This window comes from Geothrix campi, from assembly GCF_024609265.1.
Taxonomy (GTDB): Bacteria; Acidobacteriota; Holophagae; order Holophagales; family Holophagaceae; genus Geothrix; species Geothrix campi.
This window is the reverse complement of the sequence record NZ_JANHMP010000001.1, coordinates 1,194,989-1,217,401: the sequence shown is the minus strand read 5'-3', so window position 1 is coordinate 1,217,401 and position 22,413 is coordinate 1,194,989. Positions and strand designations below refer to the sequence as shown.

Below are 22,413 nucleotides of genomic sequence, written 5' to 3'. Positions count from 1 at the left end.
CCTCATTGGTTGGAGTCCCCATGTTCACCGCAAACACGACACTGATGCTGGTGGCGACCTTCCTGCCCCTACTGGGGGCGCTGGTCCTGCTTCTCGTGCCCAAGGACCAACGCCGGGTCTTCGAGATCGGTTCCCTCCTGGTGATGATCGTCAGCTTCCTGATGAGCGCGGTCTTCTGGTTCGGCTATGACCGGGCCAGTGACGCCGTCCAGTGGGCCGGATCCTGGAACTGGATTCCGTCCATGGGCGTGAAGTTCAGTGTGGGCATGGATGGCATCAGCCTGCTGCTCTGGCTGCTGACCACCTTCATCGGCCCCATCGCCATCGCCTGCTCCTTCAAGTCCATCGAGGAGCGCCACAAGGAGTACTACATCTGGATGCTGGTCCTTCAGACGGCCATGCTCGGCGTGTTCATCACCCAGGACATGTTCCTCTTCTACCTCTTCTGGGAAGTGATGCTGGTGCCGATGTACTTCCTCATCGCCATCTGGGGCGGCCCACAGAAGCTCTACGCCGCCATCAAGCTCTTCCTCTACACCCTGGCCGGCGGCGTGCTCATGCTGGTGGCGATCCTCGCCATCTACTTCCTGCAGCACAAGACCACCGGCGGCTACAACTTCTCCCTGGAGAGCTTCCAGGCCATGGCCCCGGTGATCGCGCAGCAGAGCAAGACCTATCAGATCCTGCTGGCCCTGGCCTTCTTCATCGGCTTCGCCATCAAGGTGCCGATGTTCCCCTTCCACACCTGGCTGCCGGACGCGCACGTGCAGGCCCCCACGGCCGGTTCCGTCATCCTGGCGGCCATCCTCCTGAAGATGGGCACCTACGGTTTCGTGCGGTTCCTGCTGCCCATCCTGCCCGATGCGACCCGGATGTTGATGAAGCCCTTCCTCATCCTGTCCCTCATCGGCATCATCTACGGCGCGCTGGTCGCCATGATCCAGAAGGACATGAAGAAGCTGGTGGCCTACTCTTCCGTGAGCCACCTGGGCCTCTGCATGCTGGGCCTCTTCGCCTTGAATCCCTATGGCATCAAGGGCGGCATGTTCCAGATGATCAACCACGGCATCAGCACCAGCGGGCTCTTCCTCGCGGTGGGCATCGTCTATGAGCGCCGCCACACCCGCATGATCGCGGATTTCGGCGGCCTCTCGAAGAGCATGCCGATCTACGCCACCGTCTTCATGCTCATGACCATGAGCAGCCTGGGGCTGCCCCTGCTGAATGGGTTCATCGGCGAGGGCATCATCCTCATGGGTTCCTTCCAGGCCTTCCCCTGGGCCGCCGTGGTGGCCACGCTGGGCATCATCCTCGGCGCTGCCTACCTGCTGTGGATGTACCAGCGCGTGATGTTCGGACCCATCACCGCCACTAACGAGAAGATGGAGGACCTCAACCTCCGCGAGATTCTCTACTTTGCCCCCCTCGTGATCGCCGCCTTCTGGATCGGCATGTATCCCAAGCCGATCATGGACGTGATGGAGGCTCCGGTTCGCAAGCTCGTCACCCAGGTGAACCCCGACTTCTACAAGGCCGAGCAGTTGGCTGCGCAGCAGGCCATCGCCGCCAAGCTCGGCATGCAGGGCATGACCGCCCCGGCCGCGCCCCACCAGGCGGCTCCCGGAGGCCATGACGCCGCCCCGGCTGGCCACGAGGCTCCTGTCCACGAAGCTCCTGCCCACGGCGGAGGCCACTGATGACCGGCTTCGCGCAGGGGCTCCTGGGCGCGCTCCTCCGGGACACGCACCTCATCACGCCCCAACTCTTCCTGATGATCGTGGCCACGCTCATGCTGTGGCCCGGCGACCTCTTCTTCAACCGGAACGAAAAACACAAATGGGCGCCGATCACCCTGGTGATCCTCGCGATCACCGCGGCCCTGGTCGGTCGCACGCCGGATGGCGAGGGCTTTTCCCGCATGTTCCGGATGGACGGCCTCACCCGGGGCTTCCAGATGCTGTGCGTGCTGGGCGCCGCGGGCACCGTGGCCCTCAGCGTGAAGCTGCTCAACGGCCTCAAGCAGCAGACGGTTGAGTACTACGCCCTGATCCTGTTCTCCCTGTCCGGGATGCTGTTCCTCTGCGGCGCCTCGGATCTGATCTCGGTCTACTTCAGCCTCGAGCTGATGGCCATCTGCATCTACATCCTGGTGGCCTACCTGCGCGACCGCGCCACCAGCGTGGAAGCAGGCGTGAAGTACTTCCTGCTGGGCGCCTTCTCCAGCGGCATCCTCGTCTACGGCATCAGCCTGCTCTATGGCGCCGCCGGGGGGACCACGACGAACCTGGCGGACCTGAACCAGGCCCTAGCCCTCACGCCGACCACCAGCAACCTGCTGGTCTTCTCCGGCGTGCTGATGGTGCTGATCGGCATGGGCTTCAAGGTGGCGGCTGTGCCCTTCCATATGTGGTCGCCGGATGCCTATGAGGGCGCCCCCACGCCCATCACCATGTTCATGGCCACGGCCCCCAAGGCCGCCGCCCTGGCGGCCTTCCTACGCGTCTTCGGCGCCGGCCTCCACGGAGTGTCCTCCGACTGGGTGCTGCCCCTCTGCTACATCGCCGGGGCCAGCATGATCCTGGGGAATGTGACCGCCGTGAAGCAGGAGAGCATGAAGCGTCTGCTGGCCTACTCCAGCATCGCCCACGTGGGCTATATGCTGCTGGGCGTGCTCTCCGGCGACGCCAGGGCAGGGGCCCAGGCTGTCTGGCTCTACATGCTCATCTACATCGTGATGAACACCGGTGCCTTCGCCGTGGTGATCTACCTCCAGGGCAAGGGCGAGGGCGAGCGGATCGAGGACTTCAAGGGCCTGGGCCGCAAGCACCCCGTGCTGGCCTTCGCCATGATGATCTTCCTGCTCAGCCTGGCGGGAATTCCGCCCCTGGCGGGCTTCTTCGGCAAGTTCTACCTCTTCAAGCTGGCCATCGAGCAGGGCTTCGTCACCCTCACGACGATCGCGCTGCTCACCAGCGCCGTGGGCGCCTACTACTACCTGGGCGTGGTGGCGCAGATGTATTTCCGGGAACCCGAAGGCGAGGCCGTCCCCATGGGCGCCACGTCCGTCTTCATCGTGACCCTGGCCTGCGCTCTGGTCCTGGTGGCCACGGCCTTCGGTCCCTGGCTGGTGGACTGGGCGACGAAGATCACCTGGGTTTGATGTTCTCCGGGGGGTCCCCCCGCGACGCGTGCGTCGCAAGGATCTAAGGTCTCGCTTACGCGAACACCCCCGGCCCCCCGCGCAGAAGCCCGGCCAAGCCGGGCTTCTGCTTTGCTACTCCGGAGATTGCGCGCTACGCGCCTCTAGGTAGCGCCCGTCGCACGGGCTTCCACGCAAAGGCACGGCCCGGCCATGCCTCTGCTTTATCTCTCCGCGGGTCCCTCCTGTGGCGGAGGCCCCGGCTTACACTGAAAGGCGCGGGGTGACGCACCATTTCTTGGGGGACGATTCGTGATTTTCAGGCGCGGCAGCAGGGATGCGGATCCCGGGGAGCGGGCCCTCTGGGGCGACCTCATGTCCATGGGCCTGACCTTCCCCCTTTGCATCACCCTCGGTTTCTTCCTTGGCCGCTGGATCGGGGGGCGGTTCGGGCATCCGGCCACAGGCCAGTGGGTGGGGCTGGTCTGGGGCATCGCCACGGCCTTCTGGGAGCTCTACAAGGTGAACCGGCGCATGGCGAAGCGGGATGCGGAAGAACTCGAGCGCCTCAAAGAAGGGAAGGACTCCGATGAGCGGCACTAGGGACGAGGGCGAGGATCACCTCCGTCGCGTGACCGGCGCCATGGTGGTCCTGGGGATCCTGGGCATTCCCCTCTGGGGTTTCCTGCGCTCCTGGACCGCTGCCCTGGCCTTCGGCGTCGGGGCCCTGGCCAGCTTGGCCTTCTGGACCCTTCACCGCGTCCTGACGGCCCGGATGCTGACACCCTCCGTGCGCCGGAGATGGCTCTACGGCTTCCTGTCCGTGGGCAAACTGGCATTGATCGCACTGGTGCTGCGTGGGATGATGGGCAGATACCCGGCGGAAGCCCTGCCGCTGGCCTTGGGAGTGCTTCTCTTCGTGGCCGGCATCCTCCTGGAAGCCGTGCGCCTCGTCTTCCAGAAACCCGAAGCCACCCCGCCTGATTGAGGTCTGATCCAGATGGAACACCACGCATCGTTGCTCGCCCAGTGGCTCACCCAAGTGCTGGGACTCGCCCAGCACCCGTGGCCCGGGTTCGCCCACGGGGCGGCCCTGTCCATCCTGGAGCGCTATGACCACCTGCTCAACGCCGCCCTGGCGGCCCTGGTGGCCATGCTCTTCACGGCCCTGGTGCGGAAGAACCTGTCCCGCATCCCCGGCCCCCTCCAGCAGATGTTCGAGGGCGTAGTCGAGTGGCTCAAGGGCATGATCAACGACAACATCGCCCACCACGGCGAGAAGCACCTGCCCTTCATCGGGACCATGGCGCTCTTCGTCTTCTTCAACAACCTCTTCGGTCTGCTGCCAGGCCTCAGCCCCGGCACCAGCAACTGGAACATCACCCTGGGCGCGGCCCTCGTGGTGTTCGGCTACTACAACTTCCAGGGCATGAAGGAGCAGGGCGTCGGCAAGTACTGGCTGCACTTCGCGGGGCCCATCTGGTGGCTGATGCCTCTGATGTTCCCGCTGGAGATCCTGGGCCTGCTCAGCCGCATCCTCAGCCATTCCCTCCGTCTCTTCGGCAACATCGCCGGCGAGCACGTGGTGGCCGGCATCTTCTTCGGCCTGATGCCCATTCTGCTGCCGGTGCCCATGATGTTCCTGGGCCTCTTCTTCGGCCTCATCCAGACCTTCGTGTTCACCATGCTGGCCGTGATCTATCTGAGCGGCGCGGTCTCGCACGAGCATTGATGATTGATATTGTCCGGGGGGTGCCCGCCTAGCGGGCAAGGGCCCCCCCGAGACCCCCCGGATGCCGCGCCTCGGCAAAGCCAAGTCACGGCATCCGTCCCATTCGTCCACGACCCTTTTCACTTAACCGTCTGCGGGATTCCGAACCCCAAGGACATGCTTCAAGGAGTACCACCATGAAGAAGTTCCTCACCACCGCCTTCCTGTTCACCCTGGCCGCCGTCGCCTTCGCGCAGGGCGCCCCCACCGCTGCCCCCGCCGCCAAGAGCCTCTTCGAAGGCCAGTTCACCGCTCACATCGCGCTCGCCATCGCGGCCGCTGGTTGCGGTCTGGCCCAGGGCAAGGCCGTGGTCGCCGCCTGCGAGGGCGTGGCCCGCAATCCCCAGGCCGCCGGCAACATCCGCACCACCATGATCATCGGCCTGGCCCTCATCGAGGCCCTCGTGATCTACGTGCTCGTCGCCGCCTTCGCCATTAAGTAGGACAAAACCGGTTTTCAATGGGGCGCCCCTTTTTCGGGCGCCCCGTTTTTTTATGATTCATAGTGAGAGAATCGGTAAAGATGCTTGACGTCATGCGCCACCATGCCCTGTTCCCTATGCCTCCGGAGGTCACTCAGGTGATCCTCGGCGGGGGGTCACCCATCGACCTTGATGGCCTGCGGATCCAATCCCATGACGAGGCTTGGACGTTCGCCCTCAACTACGGCTACGACATGAGCGTGCCGGGGCAACGGGCCCGGGTGGTCAAGATCTATGAGGACGCCATCGACTTCCTGGAGGGGGTGGTGCTCGAGGGGACGGACCTGCACGTTCCGAACGAGCTCAGGACCCTGGGGGACCCCCTCGACCTCATGGTCTGGGCGTCCGAACGCCCCCGCACCTTCAGCGGTCGCTGGGCCTGCGCGATCCTGCGCGTGATGCACACCCTCTTCCACGTGGACCACAACGTGAATCTCCGGTTCCTTCCTGAGATCCAGCGCCAGGTCTTCAGCCGCTACGACCAGTTCCTCGTGTGCGAGGAGGGGCGCTGGCTGCTCCGCGGCGCCTACGAGGTGCCCCTGGTGGCCGTGGAGCGCAAGGAGAACAAGGACCGTGTGTCCATGCTCCTGAAGATGCTCCACAAGCCCGAGAACGTCGCGGAGACCATCTACGACCAGATCGGCATCCGCTTCGTGGCCGAGGACCGGCTGGGCGTGCTTATGGTCATCCGCTTCCTCCTGGATCATCACGTGCTGATGCCCACCCACATCAAGCCCAGCCGGAGCCGGAACCTCATGATCGACCTGGAGGCCCTGGCCGCCTGGACGGAGACGTTGCCCCCGCTGTTCCAGATCCAGGATCTGAGCCCCGCGGATCGGCAGGAACTCAGCAGCACGCTGGCCCTCAAGTCCGGCGGTATTGAGCAGAACCCCTTTTCCAGCAAGGATTATTCAGCCATCCAGTTCACGGCGCGCACCCTGATCCGCCTGCCGGGTCCGGGCGCCTCGGCGTTGGAGGCCCTCCAGGAGCGCCTGCGGGACCTGGGGCACGGGGGGCTGACGGACCTCGCCGGCATTCCAGAGTTGATCCAAGAACAGGAGGAGTTTACTTTCTTCTTCGCACATGAAGTCCAAGTGATGGAACAATCAGGGTTTCAAAGCTCACGATCAGGTCCTGCATCCCATTCGGAATACAAACAACGCCAGCGTGATGCTGCGCGGCGGCGAGTGCTTCAGGGAATTCTTCAGGAGGAGCCATGCTGAACATCCAGACCCGCCAAGAGGGCACCGCATCCGTGGTGTCGATCCAGGGCAAGGTCAACTTCGAAGTGACCGCCCAGTTGCGGGATGTGATCCGGGAAACGGTGGCCACGGCGCAGCCGAAACTCCTGGTGATCAACCTGGAGGGCGTGAGCTTCATCGATTCCTCGGGCCTGGGTCTCCTCGTCGCGGCCCGCAACAGCGTGGACAAGTCCGGCGGGAAGCTGCATCTGTCCTGCCTGCCGGCCCCGGTGAAGAAGACCTTCGATCAGACGAACCTCACCAACTACTTCTCCATCTTCGCCACCGAGCAGGACGCCCTCCGCGGTTCGTGACAGGCGCGAACACCGTTCCCTGAAGGTTCTGCATGGCCAAGGGCGTGGTCCTGGTGGTGGATGATGAAGCACCCATCCGGGATATCCTCAGCTTCTACCTCAAGCGGGCGGGCTACCAGGTCCTGACCGCGGGCCACGGCGTCGAGGCCCTCGGTGAGATGGGGCGCCTGAAGCCCGACCTCATCATCTCGGATCTCCGCATGCCGGAGATGTCCGGCGACGAGCTCTGCAAGCGGGTCAAGAGCGATCCCGCCACGCAGGACATCTACTTCATCATCCTGTCCGCCCTGGACGGTACGGCTTCGCGCATCGGCAGCCTGACCCTGGGGGCCGACGACATGATCCCCAAACCCTTCCATGCCCAGGAAGTGCTGGCCAAGGTGGATTCCACCTTCCGGCTCATCGGGATGCAGAAGGAGATCAAACGCCAGAACAAGGAGCTGACGGCCTTCCAGGAGCGTGTGCGCGAGGAGATGGAACTCGCGGCGGCCCTCCAGATGGGCCTGCTGCCCAAGCTGCCCGGCGAGGGGGCGGGCGTGCACTACACCCACTGCTACCTTCCGGCCGCGGGCATCGGCGGGGATATCTACGCGGTCCTGCCGCTGCCGGATGGCGCTACCGCCATGATGATCGCGGACGTGAGCGGCCATGGCGTCACCGCGGCGCTCATCTCGGCCATGGTGAAGACCTCCTTCGAGAACCAGGTGCGGCTGGGCGGCGAACCGCTGACCTGGGCCCTGGGGATGAACGAGGACCTGTGCCGCTCGACGCTGGCCGAGCAGTTCGCCACGGCCTGGCTGGGCCGCCTGGACCCCACTGCGGATCGCATCTGCTATGTGGCGGCAGGCCACTGTGCGCCACTGCGCATCGTGCGGGGCTCCCGGGGCGGGCTCCAGCGGTCCGAGGTCCTCCGCGGCAAGGGCTTCATGCTGGGGCTGGACGCCCAGCTGCCTTTCATGGAGCACGAAGCGGAGTTCCTTCCCGAAGATCGGCTCGTGCTCTACACGGATGGCCTGGTGGAAGTGGAGCGCGAGGATCGCACCATGCTCGAAGAAGCCGGCCTGCGGCGCATCTGCGCGGAGCTCCCCGCCGGAGCCGAGGCGGCGGCTGACTCTGTCATCGCCCAGGCCCGTGCCTACAATGCCCCGGCGCCGTTCGTGGATGACGTCACCTTGGTGATCCTGGACCGGAAGGCCTAGCCGGCCTCTAGATCTCCGCCAGCGTGGCGGCGATGCCGGCTTCCAGCTCCGTGAACGGGGCCGTGTAGCCCGCCGCCCGCAGGCTGCGCACGTCGGCCTGGGTGAAGCTCTGGTACTTGCCGCGCAGGGCTTCGGGGAAGGGGATGTATTCGATGCGCCCCTGACCCAGGTGGGTGATGAGGGCCTGGGCGATGGCGTTGAAGCTGCGCGCCTTCCCGGTCCCGGCGTTGAGGATGCCCTTCGCCATGCCCGCGCCGCCGAAGTGCAGATTGATGGCCACGACATCGCCCACGAAGATGAAGTCGCGATGCTGCTCGCCGTTCGCGTAGCCATCCGTCCCTTCGAAGAGACGGCAGACACCCGTCTCCTTGAGTTGGCGCAACAGCTGGTGCAGCACGGACATCATGCGGCCCTTGTGGCCCTCGCGGGGCCCGAAGACGTTGAAGTAGCGCAGGCCCACCACGGGGCTCTGGATGGCGGCCATCAGGCTCCGCACGTGCTGGTCGAAGGCCAGCTTGGAGTAGCCATAGACGTTCAAGGGCCCCTCGTTGCGGGGCACGGGCTCGAAGTCCGTGCTGGCGCCATAGGTGGCGGCGCTGCTGGCGTAGACCAGGGGCGATTTGCGGGCCAGGCACCAGTGGAGCAGGGCCTTCGAATCCCCGTAGTTGTTCTCCATCATGTAGCGGCCGTCGGTCTCCATGGTGTCGGAGCAGGCGCCGTTGTGGAACACGGCCTCGGGGCGCAGGTCCAGGGTTCCCGCATCCAGCCGGGCCCGGAACTCCCGCTTGTCCATGTAGTCGGAGAGCGTGAGGTCCGCCAGATTCCGGGCCTTCTCCGCCCGGGCCAGGTTGTCCACCACGAGGATGTCCGTGTGCCCCCGGCGGTTCAGCTCCCGCACCAGGTTGCTGCCCACGAATCCCGCGCCCCCCGTGACGATGAACATGCCCGACTCCTCTTCTCCAACAGGATACCGGCTATCCGATGGCCTCTTCCGGTTCGGGCCGCTGGAGCCTCCGGAGCAGCCTCGGCCCCAGCTCGGCCACGAAGGTGGCGGCGAGGATCAGGAGACCGCCCGCGAGCTGGGTGGGTCCCAGATGTTCGAGGACGCCCGGGACGAGGCCGCTGACGGCGATGCCGGCGGTGTACACGGGTTCCAGGCTGAAGAGGATGGCGCTTTCCGTGGCCCCCAGGCGGGCCTGCATGGTGCTTTGCACATAGAAGGCCAGGGTGGTGGCCAGCAGGCCCATGAAGGCCAGGGAGACCCAGGTGCCACCCCGGGAAAGGGCCGCGCCCGCGCCCTGGAAGCCGTACGGCGCAGGGAGGGCGAGGGTGACGACCAGCGAGATGGCCCCGGTGACAGCCACCTGCATGAAAGCCAATACCCAACCGGAGGAGCGCCGCGAGAAGTGCGCCGTCATCACGATGTGGAACCCGCACAGCACGGCCGCCAGCAGCGTTTCGGAATCGCCGCGATTCCAGCCCCCCCACGCCGCCCCGGGTTCGCGGACCAGCAGGGCCAGACCCGTCAGGGCCACCAGGGCGGCCAGGCCGTGGGAGGGCCGCAGGCGGTCGCCCGCCAGCAGGGCGACCAGCGGCGTGAAGATCACGTACAGGCCGGTGATGAACCCGGATTTCGAAGTCGAAGTGAACCGGAGGCCATCCGTCTGAAGCCAGAACAGGGTGGCCAGCACCAGACCCAGCCAGAGGCCATCCAGGGCGTCCTGGCGGCGGATGGGCACCCGGAGGATCACCATCATCAAGCCCAGGCCCGCGGTGCCGATGGCGAATCGCAAGGCCAGCACGGCACCTACGGAGAGGCCCCCCTGCAGGCAGTACTTGGTCGCAGGGAACCCGCCGCCCCATATGGCCGCGATGGCAGCCATGGCGAAGACGGCGACAAGGTGGGATCTGCGGGACTCCGGCATCCCTCCAGGCTAGCTCCCTGCTGGGGGAGGGCGAAGGAGAAATCGCGTCGGATCTTGACGGTTTGTTGCTATTTCAAGATCGCAGCCAGGCGGATCGTCAACTCCGGCTGATCCGGATCATCGGTGGTCAGGGACAGCACCTCGCTGTACCTTCCGGCCTTCAGGGTGGCGGGCAGCACGACTGATAATTCGTGGGAGGCCGCCTTTTGACCCAGGCCCTCCACGCGGACGCCCGTGAGGGAGCAGCGGCTGCCGGTGACGCGGAAGGCGTGGCCTTCCGCCTGCTTGAGGGCAAGCTTCTGCCTCAGTTCCCGGCCGGCGGCATCCTGGAACACCAGCTCGGCGGGGGTGGCCTGGACCGAAGGCTTCAACTCCCACTGGATGTTCAGGGGCAGCTGATTCATGCGTGGGTTCGTGAAGTGCACCGTGGCCTGCTCGACGCCGCGGAACCGCCCTGCGGGCACCTTCCGGCCGTCGAAGGCCACTTCCATCACCAGGTCCTTGCCCTCCTGCCGGTAGGCGAAGGTCAGGAAGGGGGCGCCGGGGGCCTTCACGTCCACGATCTGGACCGGCTCGCCGTTGCCGCTGGCGTACCGGAGGAGGGTGCGGGAGGTGGTGGACTTGGGCACGTGGTGGAAGAAGACGGAATCCACGGAAGGCATGATCTCCTGCACCACCTCCGCCTCGAGGGTCAGGCTCACGGCCGGGGACTTCGGATCGTTGGAGACCACCTCGATGGACTTCCGCACACCGCCTTTGAGACCCCTGGGATCGAAGGTGGCTTCCAGGTCCGTGCTGTCGCCCGGGGGGATGGACCACTTGCCGATCACGGTGGCGGTGCAGCCGCAGCTGGGCCGCACCTGCGTGATGCTAAGGAGGGCGTTGCCGGTGTTGGTGACATGGTACTTCGCGGCCACCTTGCGGTCCGGCGTGATGCGGCCGAAATCGTAGTGGGTCTTGTCGAAGGTGATGACGGGACCCTGGGCCACGAGGGTGACGGCGGCGCAGGCGAGGAGGAGGCGACGGAGCATTCGGGACCTCGGCAGGAAGACCTGTGATTCTATCCGGAGATGAGGGCAAAGAGCTCATAACAGAACCCGACGATGCCGCGATGAAGCCAGGCGGGATGCACCCGCCAGGAAGGGCCCGCAGGGCGATGCGGGACATCGTTCAAGGGGCCTGACGCCGCGGGGCGCCCGCCTGGCTTCATCCCTCCGGGCGGGGGGTGGCGGGCGTCGTGATGCCGCGTCACGCTCGGCGCGCGTAGTACCCGCTACGCTCCGTCTCGCGCTCCTCGCCTCACTCGCCCGGCACCCCCCGCGAGGCGACGTGGGGTTTTGTTATGAGCTCTTTCAGCTCGGCCCAGACCTGGTCGGGCCCGATATCCGCCAGGCAGGGGTGCCCCGGCGTGAAGCAATCCCGCTTGAAGCAGGGGGCACAGGGGATGCCCTCCTTCCGCAAGCCACGGCTCCTGGGGCCCCAGGGGGTGGACCCACCCGGGTCCGTGGCCCCATAGAGGGCCAACGCTGGCGCGCCGGTGGCCGCGGCCAGGTGGCTGAGCCCCGAGTCGTTGCCCATGACCGCCGCGGCGCCGCGCATCCAGGCGGCGGCCTCCTTGAGGGTCGTCCTGCCGCAGAGGTTGATGCCTTCTGCCCCGGCCACCGCCGAGCAGGTATCCGCCTCGTCGGGTGAACCCAACACGGCCACCGCGAACCCCTCGGATCGGGCCTTCAGCAACAGGGTCCGGTAGTGGTCCACGGGCCAGGCTTTGGAGGGCCAGGTGGAACCGGGCATGAGGCAGAAGTAGTGCTCCGATGGCTTCTGGATGGCCACCCGCGGATCGAAGTCGGCGTAGGGCATGGGCGGCAGGTCGGGCCAGCGCCGCTTCAGCACAGCGTGGTAGCGCAGCAGGAAGGGGCCCTCGGCCTCCCAGAAGGGGCCGCTGTGGGTGTTGAAGAGGCCCGCCAGGCTCTCGTCCACGCCGATGCGCTCAGGCACCCGGGCCAGCCAGGCCGCCAGGGCCGGTCGCAGGGACTTCGGGAAATGGATACTGCGGGCCGCGTGATGCCGCCGGAGGGTGCGGGCCATGGCGAAGGGGCTGGGCTTGCCCTCGTCGGGCAGGGTCGCGTCGCAGAACCAGGTATCCGTCACTAGGCCTACGGTGGTCTTCGGCCCCCACACGACGATGGGGCCCGCATCGATCTCCCGAAGGAGGCGCAGCACCGGCAGCTGCATGGCGGCGTCCCCGACAAAGCGCGGGAAGCGCACCCAGGTGGCGTGGGGTGGAATGACAGCGCTCATGCGCGCACGCCCTCGTTCAAGTGCGACAGCCTCGCCAGGTGGGGCAGGAGAGCTTCCGGGTTGAGCCGGTCCATGCCGCCAGAGAGGTCGGCTTCGGGGCCGGGATACTGGACCACCTGGACCTTGGCCCCAAGGGGCGCCCAGCGGTCGGGGCTGTGGTTGGGGCGCAGACCCATCAGGCAGAGCAGGGGCAGATCCAGGGCTGCGGCTATGTGGGCCGGGCCGGAGGAAGGGCTGAGGATCGTCTGGCAGGCGCTCATCCGGGCCATGAGCCCGCGCAGGTCAGTGGGTGCCAGGTGCGAGAGATCTGGAGGACCAAGGGGCACGGGGGACCACCCGGCTTGGGCGAAGACGAGCAGGGCTTGCTTCCACCAGCCGGGGCTGGGGTGGGCTCCGGCCCCGGTGCCGCGGAAGAAGAAGCCCAGACGGGGGCCAGGAAAGGCCTGCAAGTCCCGCATGCCTTGGACGCGTTCGGCCTCTGTCAAATACAGACGAGGCGGCATGGGTGCCCCGCCGCCCAGGCCCCATGGGCCGAGAAAATCCATCACGTTCATGGCCTCGTGGCGTCCGCTTCCGTAACGGCCCTTCCAGAGGAGATCCGTGGCGCCGAGGATTTGGGGAAGCCTACGCGCCCGGGCTACGCGCACCGGCACCTCGGCCTTTTTCGCGGCCACGATGACTGCCGCGTCGCGGTGGCCCAGATTGAGGACCGCATGAGGTTTCAGTTGGGCGAACAAAGCTTGCAGATCCTGTCCATCCGTACGCAGATGCACACCCGCAACGTCGGGATGACCTTCGAGGAGGGGCGCCGAGTAGGGCCGGACGAGCCAGTGGATCTCGAGTCCGGGAAACCGCGACAGCAGCCGCTGCTGCACGGGGAGTGACACCATCAGATCGCCCAGGGCATCCGTCCGGGCAAGCAGCACCCGCTCGCGCCCTTCGAAGCCGAGGTTCCGTCGGGCGGACAGGACGTGCTTCACGGGACTCCAGAAAAGGGTTCAAGATAGGATAACTGACCTAACGCGTCACTTCTTCAGGTTGCCATGTCCCTCGCCTCGACCCAACGGATCCTGCTGGTGGAGGACGAACCCGGCCTTCGGGAGGTGCTGACCCTGGCCTTGGAAGGGGCCGGCTTCCGGTGCGAGGCCGCCGCGGGCATCGAGGAGGGGCAGCGGGCCCTCCGGGAGACCACCTTCGACGGGGTGCTCTCCGACCTGAAGCTGAAGGACGGTTCGGGCATCGAATTGCTCACCTGGATGAAGGAACAGGGGCTGGAGACGCCGGTGGTGATCATGACCGCCTACGCCACCACCGAGACCACGGTCCAGGCCCTGAATCAGGGAGCGGTGGACTTCATCACCAAACCCTTCAAGCACGAGGAACTCATCGGCACGCTGAAGGGGTTGCTCGCGGCCGCCGAGCCGGCCGCGCCGCCGCCCCAGGACCTGGGCGAGCTGGTGGGCGTCGGGCCCGTCATGCGGAAGATCAACGCGCTCATCGGCAAGGTCTCCCGGGCCGACACCACGGTGCTGCTCACGGGGGAGAGCGGCACGGGCAAGGAGGTGGTGGCCCGGCTCATCCACCGCTATTCCGACCGGGCCAAGGGCCCCTTCGTGGCAGTGAACTGCGGGGCCCTGCCCGAAGCCCTGCTGGAAAGTGAGCTGTTCGGGTTCGAGAAAGGGGCCTTCACGGGCGCTGGCGCCATGAAGCGCGGGCTCTTCGAAGAGGCCGGCGGCGGCATCCTGTTCCTGGACGAGATCGGCGAGATGCCCCTCTCCCTCCAGGTGAAGCTGCTGCGGGTGCTCCAGGAGCGCCGCCTGCGCCGCCTGGGGGCCACGGAGGAGCGGCCGGTGGATGTGCGCGTCATCGCCGCCACCAACCGGGACCTGCGGGCCCGGGCCGAATCCGGCGCCTTCCGGGAGGACCTCTTCTACCGGTTGAACATCCTTCAGATCGAGCTGCCGCCCCTGCGGGAGCGGCCCGAGGACCTGCCGGTGCTGGCCGAGCATTTCCTGCGGCGCTCCTGCCTGAAGCTGGGCAAGGCCCCCATGCAGCTCCACGCAGACACCATGGCCCAGCTGCTGGCCTACCGGTTCCCGGGCAACGTGCGGGAACTCGAGAACCTCATGGAGCGCTGCGTGGCGCTCAACGCCGGTGGCCCCATCACCAAGGACCTGCTGCCGGAGGGCTTCGGACAGGTCCCCAGCGAAGGAGCCGGCCGCTCCGCCCCCCTGACCATCCCGCCCGAGGGCTTCGATCTGGAGGCCTGGATCAACGCCCTGAAAGGCCACTTCCTCCGGCGGGCCCTGGAGGAGGTGGGTGGTGTGAAGACCAAGGCCGGTAAACGGCTTGGCATGAGCTTCCGGGCCTATCGATACTGGCTGGCCGAACTGGGCGGCCTGGAGGCCCTGCCGCAGGACTTCCCCTGGCCCGCGGACTTCCCCGCCCCCGTGGAGGAGGAAGGCAGCGGAACCGAAGGCCCCAAGGACGCATGAAGCCGATGAAACCTTGCGTTTTCAGCCATTCCTGGCACACTGGAACGCTCGGATGCGACGCAGCCGAGCCCTCTCACCGGACCTTCCCATGACCCCGACTTCCGCCCTCCGCCGAGACCGTGGCTTCTCCCTGCTGGAGCTACTGGTGGCGATGATGATCATCGCCGTGCTGGGCACCCTCGGCTTCTCCCAGTTCCGGAAGCATTCGGCCCAGGCCCGTTACCTCAAGGCCGGCGACGACCTCAAGATCGTGGCCGAGGGCCTCGACCAGTACTACCTCAAGCATGGCCGCTTCCCGGATTTCGGCAGCTTCGACGCCATGGTGGATGGCAACTCCTCGCTCGTGAAGGAAAGCCTCATCAAGGTCGGCATGTCTGCCCAGGATCCTTTCGGCCAGCCGTACGAAGGCAAGTCCAGCCGCGCCACCTACGAGCTGAAGTGCGCCGGCGATCCGAACAATCAGGAAGATTCGGGCCCCATCATCCGGACGCCTGGCCAGGTGGCCGGCTCCTCCCCGGTGAGCGCTCCTGCTGGAGGCGCTGCGCCCAAGGCCGACGCCCCGGCCGCCGATGCCGGAGCCAAGAAGTGATCGATCTCCACAAGCTGCCCCAGGAGGGCCTTCGCCTGAATGGCACCACCGAACTGGTGGCGCTGGAGGGCGGCGTCTCGCTGCGGGACCTGGACTGGTCCGTGTTCGCGCTGGCCTCGGACGGGGACGTGTTCCTGGAAGTGAAGGGCCAGGCCGTCTGGCAGGGCTCCTGCAGCCGCTGCCTCGCGCCCCTGGACCGGCCCCTCATGGTGGAAAGCCAGTTCCTGGGCAGCAAGGATCCCGACCTGGTGGGCCGGGGCTCCCACACCCTGGGCACCCAGGATCTAGACGTGGTCTTCCTGCCCGAGGACACCCTGGACGAGACCGAGCTGGTGCGCGAGCAGTTCGAGCTCCAGGCCCCCATGCATCCCCTCTGTTCCGAGGCCTGCAAGGGGCTCTGCCCCACCTGCGGCAAGAACTGGAACAAGGGCCCCTGCCAGTGCGCGCCCGATTCCGTGCAGGCCCCCTCCGCCCTCAACCAGGCCCTCACCAAGGCCCTGGCGGGAATCAAGCTGGACCCGGAATCCTGAAACCCTTAACCTGGAACTTTGCATTTTCCCACTAGGAGCAAGCCATGCCGAATCCCAAGCGCCGCCATTCCAAGGCCCGCCGCGACCGCCGGCGCACCCACGACGCGCTGGAAGTCATGAGCGCCAGCACCTGCCCCAACTGCCAGACCCCCAAGCTGCCCCACCGCGTGTGCCCCAGCTGTGGCTTCTACCGCGGCAAGCTGGCCGTCCGCGTCGCCGCAACTGCCTAAGGCAGTGGACGGCCATCGCATCGCACTGGACGTCATGGGGGGCGACCACGCCCCCCATGCGACGTTGCTGGGCGCCCGGGAGGCCCTCCAGGCCTGGCCGGGGCTCTTCCTCTTCCTCGTCGGGGATGAGGCGGTGCTCCGCCCGCAGTTGGCCCGCCACGGCTTCACGCCGGAGCTGATGGCCCGCGCGGAGCTGATCCATGCCTCCCAGACCGTGGTCATGGAAGACAAGGCCACCAGCATCCTCAAGGAGAAGAAGGACAGCTCCATTCGCGTGGCCGCCCAGCTCGTGCGCGAGGGGCGGGCCCACGGCGTGGTGTCCATGGGGCACACCGGGGCCGCCATGGTGGCCTCCAGCCTCGTCATCGGCAAGCTCGACGGCGTGGATCGGCCGGCCCTGGCCAGCGTCCTGCCCAACATGAAGGGCGGGCCCACGGTGCTGCTCGATGTGGGCGCGAACGTGGATAGCCGCGCCGAGCACATCGCCCAGTTCGCGGTGATGGGTTCGGTGTATGCCGAAGAAGTGCTTGGCCTCGAGCATCCGCGCGTGGGAATCCTCAGCGTGGGCGAAGAGGACGGCAAGGGCACGGACGTGACCAAGGATGCCTCCGCCATGCTTCGCGAGATGGGGATCCGTTTCGAAGGCAACGCCGAAGGCCGGGACATCTGGAACGGCAACTTCGACGTCATCGCCTGCGACGGGTTCGTGGGAAACGTGGTGCTGAAGTCCAGCGAAGCCCTGGCCGAGGGCATCATCGGTGGCCTCCGGGACAGCTTCATGGAATCGTCGATCACCAAGTTGGCCGGCCTGCTCGCAAAGCCCGCCATGAAGCGGTTCAAGAAGAAACTGGACTACTCGGAGTACGGCGGCGCGCCCTTGCTCGGCGTGAAGGGCGTGAGCATCATCGGCCATGGCCGCAGCGACCACAAGGCCGTGCGGAACGCCATCCGGGCAGCCCTCCGGGCCGTGGAGCACCGCCTCCACGAGCGCATCCAGGAGCGCGTAGCCCTGCTGCTGCCCCAGGACTGATTTTATCTGCCACGGATGAACACGGATCAACACGGATGGGCATTTATCTGAGTTCATCCGTGTTCATCTGTGGCTGTTTCTTTCAGAGGTTCCGATGAGCAAGGTCGCTTGGCTGTTTCCGGGGCAGGGATCGCAGGCAGTGGGCATGGGCGTGGCGTTGGCTGGGGCCGAGCCCGCGGCCCGGGCCGTCCTCCAGGACGCGGACGCCGCCCTGGGCTTTCCGCTCTCGCACCTCATGGCCGAGGGGCCGGAGGAGGCCCTGAAGCTCACGGAGCACACCCAGCCCGCCATCCTCACCCACAGCACCATGGTGGTCCGCGCGTGGGCCCATCATCTGCCCAAGCCCGATTTCGCCGCAGGCCATTCCCTGGGTGAATACAGCGCCATGGTGGCCCTGGGCGCCCTGGGCTTCCAGGATGCCGTCCGCACTGTGCGCGAGCGCGGCCGGGCCATGCAGGAGGCCGTGCCCGTGGGCGTCGGCGCCATGGCGGCCATCCTGGGCATGAGCCAGGCGGATGTGGAGGCCAGCTGCGCCGAGGCCGCCGCTTCGACTGGCAAGATCGTGGTGCCCGCCAACTTCAATGGCCCTGGCCAGATCGTCATCGCCGGCCATGCCGAGGCCGTGGACGCAGCCATGGAGGCCGCCAAGGCCCGCGGGGGGCGCAAGGCCATGAAGCTGCCCGTGAGCGCCCCCTTCCATTCGCCGCTCATGGAGCCCGCCCAGGCCCGCATGCTGCCCATCCTGCAAGGGTTGGCCTTCAAGACGCCCATCTGTCCTCTGGTGAACAACGTGGACGCAGCCGCTGTCTCAGCTCCCGAGGCCCTCAGGGATGGGCTCGTACGCCAGATCCCCGGCGCCGTGCGCTGGCAGGCCACCCTGGATCTGCTGCTGGACCAGGGAGTCACCACCTTCATCGAACTGGGGCCGGGCAAGGTCCTGGCCGGCCTGGTGAAGCGCCAGGCCAAGGAACGGGGCCTGGCGGTGTCGGCCCTGAGCCTGGGTGCGCCGGAAGACCTCGCCCAGCTGGGCTGACAGCGCCCTGGCAGGGCCTTCCCGGCGGGAAGGTGTGATGAAAAGCAATGCCCCTCGGGGGTAGGGTTGTTTGGACGACACTGCGTCTTCCAGTGTGCGGCGCCGAGCGGCGGAACGCGGCTCGGAGGCCGCCTACATCACCCTCAGTCCGAGGTGCCCATGCGCAAGGATCTTGTCTTCGGAATGGCCGGTTCAGGAGGCGATGGCATCGTCTCCGCCGGCGACTCCCTCCTCCAGGCGGCATCGGCCGAGGGTTACCACGGTGTGATGACCAAGAGCTTCGGCTCCCAGATCCGCGGCGGCGAATCCTCCTGCCGCGTGCGCATCAGCACGGATCCCGTCCTGAACCCCGGCGGCAACCTCGACGTGGCCGTGGCCCTGAACTGGGAGGACTTCCTCAAGTTCGGCGCTGAGCTTCCCGTGGCCGGCACCACCGTGGTGATCTACGAGGCCGCCACCGGCGTGCCCGAGAATCAGATCCCGCTGGTGGGTGTCACGCCGCTGCAGGTGATCGCCGTGCCCATCGCCGCGATGGCCAAGGAGACCGCCGGCACCGAGCGCGCCAAGAATACCGTGGTGCTGGGTCTCATCGCAGGCTGGTTCGGCATCGGCGCCGTGGCAGTGATGAAGGGCATCTCCAGGAAGCTCGCCAAGAAGAGCCAGGAGCTCGTCGAAGCCAATCAGAAGGCCTTCGATGCGGGCATGGCCTTCGCGAAGGAACATCCCCTCAAGGCCGACATGACCATCGTGCCGTCCGAAGGGAAGGGTGGCGTGAAACTCCTGACCGACGGCAACGACATGTGCGCCGCCGCCGCGATTTTCGCCGGCTGCCAGTTCTTCGGCGGCTACCCGATCACGCCCTCCACCGAGATCATGCAGTTCTTCACCAACCACGTCTGGAAGTACGGCGGCGCGGTCCTGCAGGCCGAGGATGAGATCGCCGGCATCGGCGCGGCCGTGGGCGCCTCCTTCGCCGGCAAGAAGGCCATGACCGCCACCAGCGGCCCGGGCCTCTCCCTCAAGTCCGAGATGATGGGCCTCGCCAGCATCGCCGAGCTGCCCCTGGTGATCGTGGATGTGCAGCGCGGTGGGCCCTCCACGGGCCTGCCCACCAAGACCGAGCAGTCCGATCTCTTCGCCGCGGCCTTCTCCGCCCATGGCGATGTGATCCGGCCCGTCCTGGCCCCGACTTCCGTGGCCGACACCTTCCGCACCACCATCGAGGCCTTCAACATCGCCGAGTACTACCAGACGCCGGTGATCATCCTCTCCGACCAGGAGATCGCCTCCCGCAAGGAAACGCTGGATCCCATCGACACCAGCCAGTTCAAGATCATCAACCGCCTCGCCCCCACCGGTTCGGATCTGCAGGACTACAAGCGCTTCAAGCAGACCGAGAACCACATCAGCCCCATCAGCCACCCGGGCATGCTGGGCGGCACCTACCTGGCCTCCGGCATCGAGCATGTGGAATCCGGCGCGCCCACGAACAGCGGTTCGGTCCATGCCCGCATGAACGACAAGCGCATCAAGAAGTTCGATCCACTCAAGGAGCGCAAGGACCTCTTCGAGATCACCGGCAACCCCAATGCTCCGCTGGCCCTGGTGGCCTGGGGCAGCGTGGCCGGCGTGTGCCGCGAGGCGCTGCAGATGGCCCGTGAGCAGGGCCTCGACGTCAAGCTGATGGTGCCCTATCTGCTCTATCCCGTGGCCGAGCAGACCTACCGCGACTTCTTCGCCTCGGTCCAGAAGGGGCTCGTCGTCGAGCAGTCCCACCTGGCCCAGACGTTCAAAGTGCTGCGCATGCACCTCGACCTGCCGAAGGGCTTGCAGTCCCTGGCCCGCAGCGGCGCGAACCCCTTCCTGCCCGGCGAGATCGTCGTGGCCCTCCACCATCTCCTCTCGGAGCTGCAGCGCAGCCACGAGGGCAAGCTTCAGCCCCAGGAGTGAGGTCGATCATGAGCGCCACCTGCGAATTCCAAGCGAAAGACTACAAGAGCGACCTGAAGCCCATCTGGTGCCCCGGCTGCGGCGACTACTCCGTGGTGCAGGGCATCTACCGGGCCATGGCCGCCATCGGCCGCCCGCCCCATGAGATCGCCTTCATTTCGGGCATCGGCTGCTCCAGCCGCATCCCCGGCTACACCACGGCCTACGGCTTCAACACCGTTCACGGCCGTGCCCTGCCCATCGCGCAGGGCATCAAGCTGGCCAACCCCGACCTGCTGGTGCTGGCGGCCGGCGGCGACGGCGACGGCTTCTCCATCGGTGGCGGCCACATCGCCCACCTGATCCGCCGCAACATCGACATCACCTACATCGTGATGGACAACCAGATCTACGGCCTCACCAAGGGCCAGCTCTCGCCCACCTCCCAGAAGGGCCGCACCACCTGCACGTCGCCGTACGGGAGCCTCGAGAACCCCGTCAATCCGCTCCTCTACACGCTGGCCTACGGCGCCGGCTTCGTGGCCCAGGCTTCGCCGACGGATCTGGTGGGCATGGCGGCCATCATCGAGGAGGCCATCCGCTACCCGGGTTTCGCCTTCGTGAACGTGCAGTCCCCCTGCGTCACCTACGGCGAAGAGGCCCAGCAGATCAAAGGCCTCAAGGCCATCAGCGAATCGCTGAAGGACCTCGGCCACGATCCGGCAGACCGCCTGGCGGCCATGGATCTGGCCCAGCACTACGGGTCCAAGATGCACCTCGGCGTGTTCTACAAGAACCCCGAGCCGCCGGCCACCTACGACGCCCAGATCCGCGAGCGCCAGATCCAGCTGTCCCAGGGCGCCCTCCCCAAGGAGCGCATCCTGGATCTCTTCATCAAGAAGTAGGAGGGACGCCATGGCGACGCGCATCGACTTTGCCAGCCTGAGCCTGATGGATGCCCTCGATCTGGCCATCCTGATCGAGGATGAGGCGAAAGAGCGTTACGAGGAGTTCGCGGCCCAGATGGAGCAGCACCGCACGCCGGCCGCGGCGACCTTCTTCCGCCTCATGGCCCACAACGAGGCCAAGCACGGCCAGGAGCTGGCCGACCGCCGCGGCCAGCTGTTCGGCGGCCTGACGCCCACCGTGACCCGGGCCATGATCTTCGACGTGGAGGCTCCGGACTACGATGAGGCCCGCGCTTTCATGAGCCCGCGCCAGGCCATGAAGGCGGCCCTGGCCTCCGAGATCAAGGCCCATGCCTTCTTCGTGGCAGCCCTTCCGGCCCTGAAGGATGCCGAGGTCCGGGCCCTCTTCGAGGAACTCCGCGACGAGGAGGTCCAGCACCAGACCCTCGTCAAGGCCGAGCTCGCCAAGCTTCCCCCCGATAGCGGCCTCTCGGATGAGGATTTCGTGGACGAGCCAGCGGCCCAGTAGGACCGTTCACTCGTACCACCCGAAACCTTTCACCACCGAGACACCAGGAAAAGAAATTTTGTGTCTCGGTGGTGATCGTTATCGCTTGCCTTCGGATGGGCCGCGCCACAGGTCCGCGAGCACCACGCCCGTCAGGACCAGGAAGGCCACGGACAGCACGATCAGCCCTGTCCAGGCCGCCCAGGCGTGGCCGGGATGCCCCTGCCGCAGCCACCACTGGCCCGCATCGAAGATTACGGCCACGGCGCAGCCGCCCGTGAGGATGGTCTGGCCCTTCCAGTCCGTCCGCCGCAGGTAGCCGAAGGCCGCCACCAGGAAGACCAGGGGGAACCCGATCAGGTGCAGGCCGCGGGCGCCGAGCGTGGCGAACAGGCCCTCGGAGGCCTCCTCCAGGGCCAGGGGGCGCAGGTCCTCGTAGCTGGTGAGCCGGGGGAACTGGCCGCCGGGACCATGGCAGCTGGCGCAGTTGTTCGTGACGATGGCCTCCACGGGGGCGAATCCCTCGCGGGTGGCGCCGCCCTGCACCCAGGTGCGGAACACGGCGGCCTCCGCCGGGCTGGTATTGGGGGCCATCACGCCTTCGAGAACGGCCATGAGGCGGGGCTGTGCGGCGGGAGCCTGGGCCCTCCCGGCGCGTTCCTGGCGCGTGGTGAAGGCCAGACCACCCGCCAGGAAGGCCGCCAGGGCCAGGATCACGAAGGTCGCGAAGGCGCGTTCGGAGGGGGGCAGGTTGCGCAGGCTCATGGCGCCCATGGTATCCGTCCCGCC

General features: G+C 66.7%; 24 protein-coding genes. 18 read left to right on the top strand and 6 right to left on the bottom strand.

The window, feature by feature from the left end; all coding sequences use genetic code 11:
* Nucleotides 1-20: 20 nt before the first annotated feature.
* The 9 genes from NOV65_RS05595 to NOV65_RS05555 all read left to right on the top strand — a co-directional run bounded on the left by NOV65_RS05595 (nucleotide 21) and on the right by NOV65_RS05555 (nucleotide 8,146).
* Complete coding sequence (locus tag NOV65_RS05595; protein ID WP_257305004.1) at nucleotides 21-1,697, top strand: complex I subunit 4 family protein; 1,677 nt, start codon at nucleotides 21-23, stop codon at nucleotides 1,695-1,697.
* A complete protein-coding gene (locus tag NOV65_RS05590) occupies nucleotides 1,697-3,160 on the top strand; it encodes an NADH-quinone oxidoreductase subunit N (RefSeq protein ID WP_257305003.1) in 1,464 nt (487 codons plus the stop codon). Before NOV65_RS05595 ends, NOV65_RS05590 begins: the two co-directional genes overlap by 1 nt.
* A gap of 291 nt (nucleotides 3,161-3,451) precedes the next feature.
* A complete protein-coding gene (locus tag NOV65_RS05585) occupies nucleotides 3,452-3,742 on the top strand; it encodes an AtpZ/AtpI family protein (RefSeq protein ID WP_257305002.1) in 291 nt (96 codons plus the stop codon).
* Entirely contained in the window at nucleotides 3,729-4,127 is a 399-nt protein-coding gene (locus NOV65_RS05580; protein ID WP_257305001.1) for a hypothetical protein, read from the top strand. The genes NOV65_RS05585 and NOV65_RS05580 overlap by 14 nt, the downstream gene beginning before the upstream one ends.
* A gap of 12 nt (nucleotides 4,128-4,139) precedes the next feature.
* On the top strand, nucleotides 4,140-4,871 hold the full coding sequence (gene atpB / locus NOV65_RS05575) for a F0F1 ATP synthase subunit A (protein ID WP_257304999.1): 732 nt from the start codon (nucleotides 4,140-4,142) through the stop codon (nucleotides 4,869-4,871).
* Between the two features lie 176 nt (nucleotides 4,872-5,047).
* On the top strand, nucleotides 5,048-5,353 hold the full coding sequence (locus tag NOV65_RS05570) for an ATP synthase F0 subunit C (RefSeq protein WP_257304998.1): 306 nt from the start codon (nucleotides 5,048-5,050) through the stop codon (nucleotides 5,351-5,353).
* An 80-nt stretch (nucleotides 5,354-5,433) separates the two neighbouring features.
* Nucleotides 5,434-6,615, top strand: coding sequence for a TIGR04552 family protein (locus NOV65_RS05565; protein WP_257304996.1), 1,182 nt, complete (start codon nucleotides 5,434-5,436; stop codon nucleotides 6,613-6,615).
* The gene (locus NOV65_RS05560; RefSeq protein WP_257304994.1) at nucleotides 6,609-6,947 is read left to right on the top strand and encodes an anti-sigma factor antagonist; all 339 of its coding nucleotides are present in this window, start codon (nucleotides 6,609-6,611) and stop codon (nucleotides 6,945-6,947) included. Before NOV65_RS05565 ends, NOV65_RS05560 begins: the two co-directional genes overlap by 7 nt.
* 32 nt (nucleotides 6,948-6,979) lie before the next feature.
* A complete protein-coding gene (locus NOV65_RS05555; RefSeq protein ID WP_257304993.1) occupies nucleotides 6,980-8,146 on the top strand; it encodes a PP2C family protein-serine/threonine phosphatase in 1,167 nt (388 codons plus the stop codon).
* Between the two features lie 7 nt (nucleotides 8,147-8,153).
* Here NOV65_RS05555 and rfaD read toward each other — a convergent pair whose 3' ends face one another.
* The 5 genes from rfaD to NOV65_RS15540 form a co-directional block, all read right to left on the bottom strand.
* Nucleotides 8,154-9,089: an ADP-glyceromanno-heptose 6-epimerase gene (rfaD, locus tag NOV65_RS05550; protein WP_257304992.1), complete on the bottom strand. Its 936-nt coding sequence runs from the start codon at nucleotides 9,087-9,089 to the stop codon at nucleotides 8,154-8,156.
* A 31-nt stretch (nucleotides 9,090-9,120) separates the two neighbouring features.
* A complete protein-coding gene (locus tag NOV65_RS05545) occupies nucleotides 9,121-10,071 on the bottom strand; it encodes a DMT family transporter (protein WP_257304990.1) in 951 nt (316 codons plus the stop codon).
* 68 nt (nucleotides 10,072-10,139) lie between these two features.
* Nucleotides 10,140-11,102, bottom strand: coding sequence for a DUF1573 domain-containing protein (locus NOV65_RS05540; RefSeq protein ID WP_257304989.1), 963 nt, complete (start codon nucleotides 11,100-11,102; stop codon nucleotides 10,140-10,142).
* Between the two features lie 268 nt (nucleotides 11,103-11,370).
* Nucleotides 11,371-12,372, bottom strand: a complete 1,002-nt coding sequence (locus tag NOV65_RS05535; RefSeq protein WP_257304988.1) for a glycosyltransferase family 9 protein — start codon at nucleotides 12,370-12,372, stop codon at nucleotides 11,371-11,373.
* A complete protein-coding gene (locus NOV65_RS15540; RefSeq protein WP_257304987.1) occupies nucleotides 12,369-13,352 on the bottom strand; it encodes a glycosyltransferase family 9 protein in 984 nt (327 codons plus the stop codon). Before NOV65_RS15540 ends, NOV65_RS05535 begins: the two co-directional genes overlap by 4 nt.
* Nucleotides 13,353-13,415: 63 nt before the next feature.
* Between NOV65_RS15540 and NOV65_RS05525 the strand changes: the two genes are divergently transcribed.
* The 9 genes from NOV65_RS05525 to NOV65_RS05485 all read left to right on the top strand — a co-directional run bounded on the left by NOV65_RS05525 (nucleotide 13,416) and on the right by NOV65_RS05485 (nucleotide 21,645).
* On the top strand, nucleotides 13,416-14,867 hold the full coding sequence (locus tag NOV65_RS05525; RefSeq protein ID WP_257304986.1) for a sigma-54-dependent transcriptional regulator: 1,452 nt from the start codon (nucleotides 13,416-13,418) through the stop codon (nucleotides 14,865-14,867).
* Between the two features lie 88 nt (nucleotides 14,868-14,955).
* Entirely contained in the window at nucleotides 14,956-15,456 is a 501-nt protein-coding gene (locus tag NOV65_RS05520) for a type II secretion system protein (RefSeq protein WP_257304984.1), read from the top strand.
* Nucleotides 15,453-15,986 (top strand): YceD family protein, encoded by a 534-nt coding sequence (locus tag NOV65_RS05515; RefSeq protein ID WP_257304983.1) that lies wholly within the window; start codon nucleotides 15,453-15,455, stop codon nucleotides 15,984-15,986. The genes NOV65_RS05520 and NOV65_RS05515 overlap by 4 nt, the downstream gene beginning before the upstream one ends.
* A gap of 44 nt (nucleotides 15,987-16,030) precedes the next feature.
* Nucleotides 16,031-16,216 (top strand): 50S ribosomal protein L32, encoded by a 186-nt coding sequence (gene rpmF / locus NOV65_RS05510; RefSeq protein ID WP_257304982.1) that lies wholly within the window; start codon nucleotides 16,031-16,033, stop codon nucleotides 16,214-16,216.
* A gap of 4 nt (nucleotides 16,217-16,220) precedes the next feature.
* The gene (gene plsX / locus NOV65_RS05505) at nucleotides 16,221-17,246 is read left to right on the top strand and encodes a phosphate acyltransferase PlsX (RefSeq protein WP_257304981.1); all 1,026 of its coding nucleotides are present in this window, start codon (nucleotides 16,221-16,223) and stop codon (nucleotides 17,244-17,246) included.
* A gap of 94 nt (nucleotides 17,247-17,340) precedes the next feature.
* The gene (gene fabD / locus NOV65_RS05500) at nucleotides 17,341-18,279 is read left to right on the top strand and encodes an ACP S-malonyltransferase (RefSeq protein ID WP_257304979.1); all 939 of its coding nucleotides are present in this window, start codon (nucleotides 17,341-17,343) and stop codon (nucleotides 18,277-18,279) included.
* Nucleotides 18,280-18,438: 159 nt separating this feature from the next.
* Nucleotides 18,439-20,229: a 2-oxoacid:acceptor oxidoreductase subunit alpha gene (locus NOV65_RS05495; RefSeq protein WP_257304978.1), complete on the top strand. Its 1,791-nt coding sequence runs from the start codon at nucleotides 18,439-18,441 to the stop codon at nucleotides 20,227-20,229.
* Nucleotides 20,230-20,237: 8 nt separating this feature from the next.
* On the top strand, nucleotides 20,238-21,113 hold the full coding sequence (locus NOV65_RS05490) for a 2-oxoacid:ferredoxin oxidoreductase subunit beta (protein ID WP_257304976.1): 876 nt from the start codon (nucleotides 20,238-20,240) through the stop codon (nucleotides 21,111-21,113).
* A 10-nt stretch (nucleotides 21,114-21,123) separates the two neighbouring features.
* Nucleotides 21,124-21,645 carry a ferritin-like domain-containing protein gene (locus NOV65_RS05485; protein ID WP_257304975.1) on the top strand — a complete coding sequence of 174 codons (522 nt, stop codon included), beginning with the start codon at nucleotides 21,124-21,126 and terminating at the stop codon, nucleotides 21,643-21,645.
* A gap of 78 nt (nucleotides 21,646-21,723) precedes the next feature.
* On the opposite strand, the gene NOV65_RS05480 is transcribed toward NOV65_RS05485, so the two are convergent.
* A complete protein-coding gene (locus NOV65_RS05480) occupies nucleotides 21,724-22,389 on the bottom strand; it encodes a hypothetical protein (RefSeq protein ID WP_257304974.1) in 666 nt (221 codons plus the stop codon).
* Nucleotides 22,390-22,413 lie beyond the last annotated feature (24 nt).

Coding starts and splice junctions, on each gene's coding strand:
- NOV65_RS05595 (WP_257305004.1), top strand. CDS start 21: ATGTTCACCGCAAACACGACACTGATGCTGGTGGCGACCTTCCTGCCC.
- NOV65_RS05590 (WP_257305003.1), top strand. CDS start 1,697: ATGACCGGCTTCGCGCAGGGGCTCCTGGGCGCGCTCCTCCGGGACACG.
- NOV65_RS05580 (WP_257305001.1), top strand. CDS start 3,729: ATGAGCGGCACTAGGGACGAGGGCGAGGATCACCTCCGTCGCGTGACC.
- atpB (WP_257304999.1), top strand. CDS start 4,140: ATGGAACACCACGCATCGTTGCTCGCCCAGTGGCTCACCCAAGTGCTG.
- NOV65_RS05570 (WP_257304998.1), top strand. CDS start 5,048: ATGAAGAAGTTCCTCACCACCGCCTTCCTGTTCACCCTGGCCGCCGTC.
- NOV65_RS05565 (WP_257304996.1), top strand. CDS start 5,434: ATGCTTGACGTCATGCGCCACCATGCCCTGTTCCCTATGCCTCCGGAG.
- NOV65_RS05560 (WP_257304994.1), top strand. CDS start 6,609: ATGCTGAACATCCAGACCCGCCAAGAGGGCACCGCATCCGTGGTGTCG.
- NOV65_RS05555 (WP_257304993.1), top strand. CDS start 6,980: ATGGCCAAGGGCGTGGTCCTGGTGGTGGATGATGAAGCACCCATCCGG.
- rfaD (WP_257304992.1), bottom strand. CDS start 9,089: ATGTTCATCGTCACGGGGGGCGCGGGATTCGTGGGCAGCAACCTGGTG.
- NOV65_RS05545 (WP_257304990.1), bottom strand. CDS start 10,071: ATGCCGGAGTCCCGCAGATCCCACCTTGTCGCCGTCTTCGCCATGGCT.
- NOV65_RS05540 (WP_257304989.1), bottom strand. CDS start 11,102: ATGCTCCGTCGCCTCCTCCTCGCCTGCGCCGCCGTCACCCTCGTGGCC.
- NOV65_RS05535 (WP_257304988.1), bottom strand. CDS start 12,372: ATGAGCGCTGTCATTCCACCCCACGCCACCTGGGTGCGCTTCCCGCGC.
- NOV65_RS05525 (WP_257304986.1), top strand. CDS start 13,416: ATGTCCCTCGCCTCGACCCAACGGATCCTGCTGGTGGAGGACGAACCC.
- NOV65_RS05520 (WP_257304984.1), top strand. CDS start 14,956: ATGACCCCGACTTCCGCCCTCCGCCGAGACCGTGGCTTCTCCCTGCTG.
- rpmF (WP_257304982.1), top strand. CDS start 16,031: ATGCCGAATCCCAAGCGCCGCCATTCCAAGGCCCGCCGCGACCGCCGG.
- fabD (WP_257304979.1), top strand. CDS start 17,341: ATGAGCAAGGTCGCTTGGCTGTTTCCGGGGCAGGGATCGCAGGCAGTG.
- NOV65_RS05495 (WP_257304978.1), top strand. CDS start 18,439: ATGCGCAAGGATCTTGTCTTCGGAATGGCCGGTTCAGGAGGCGATGGC.
- NOV65_RS05490 (WP_257304976.1), top strand. CDS start 20,238: ATGAGCGCCACCTGCGAATTCCAAGCGAAAGACTACAAGAGCGACCTG.
- NOV65_RS05485 (WP_257304975.1), top strand. CDS start 21,124: ATGGCGACGCGCATCGACTTTGCCAGCCTGAGCCTGATGGATGCCCTC.
- NOV65_RS05480 (WP_257304974.1), bottom strand. CDS start 22,389: ATGAGCCTGCGCAACCTGCCCCCCTCCGAACGCGCCTTCGCGACCTTC.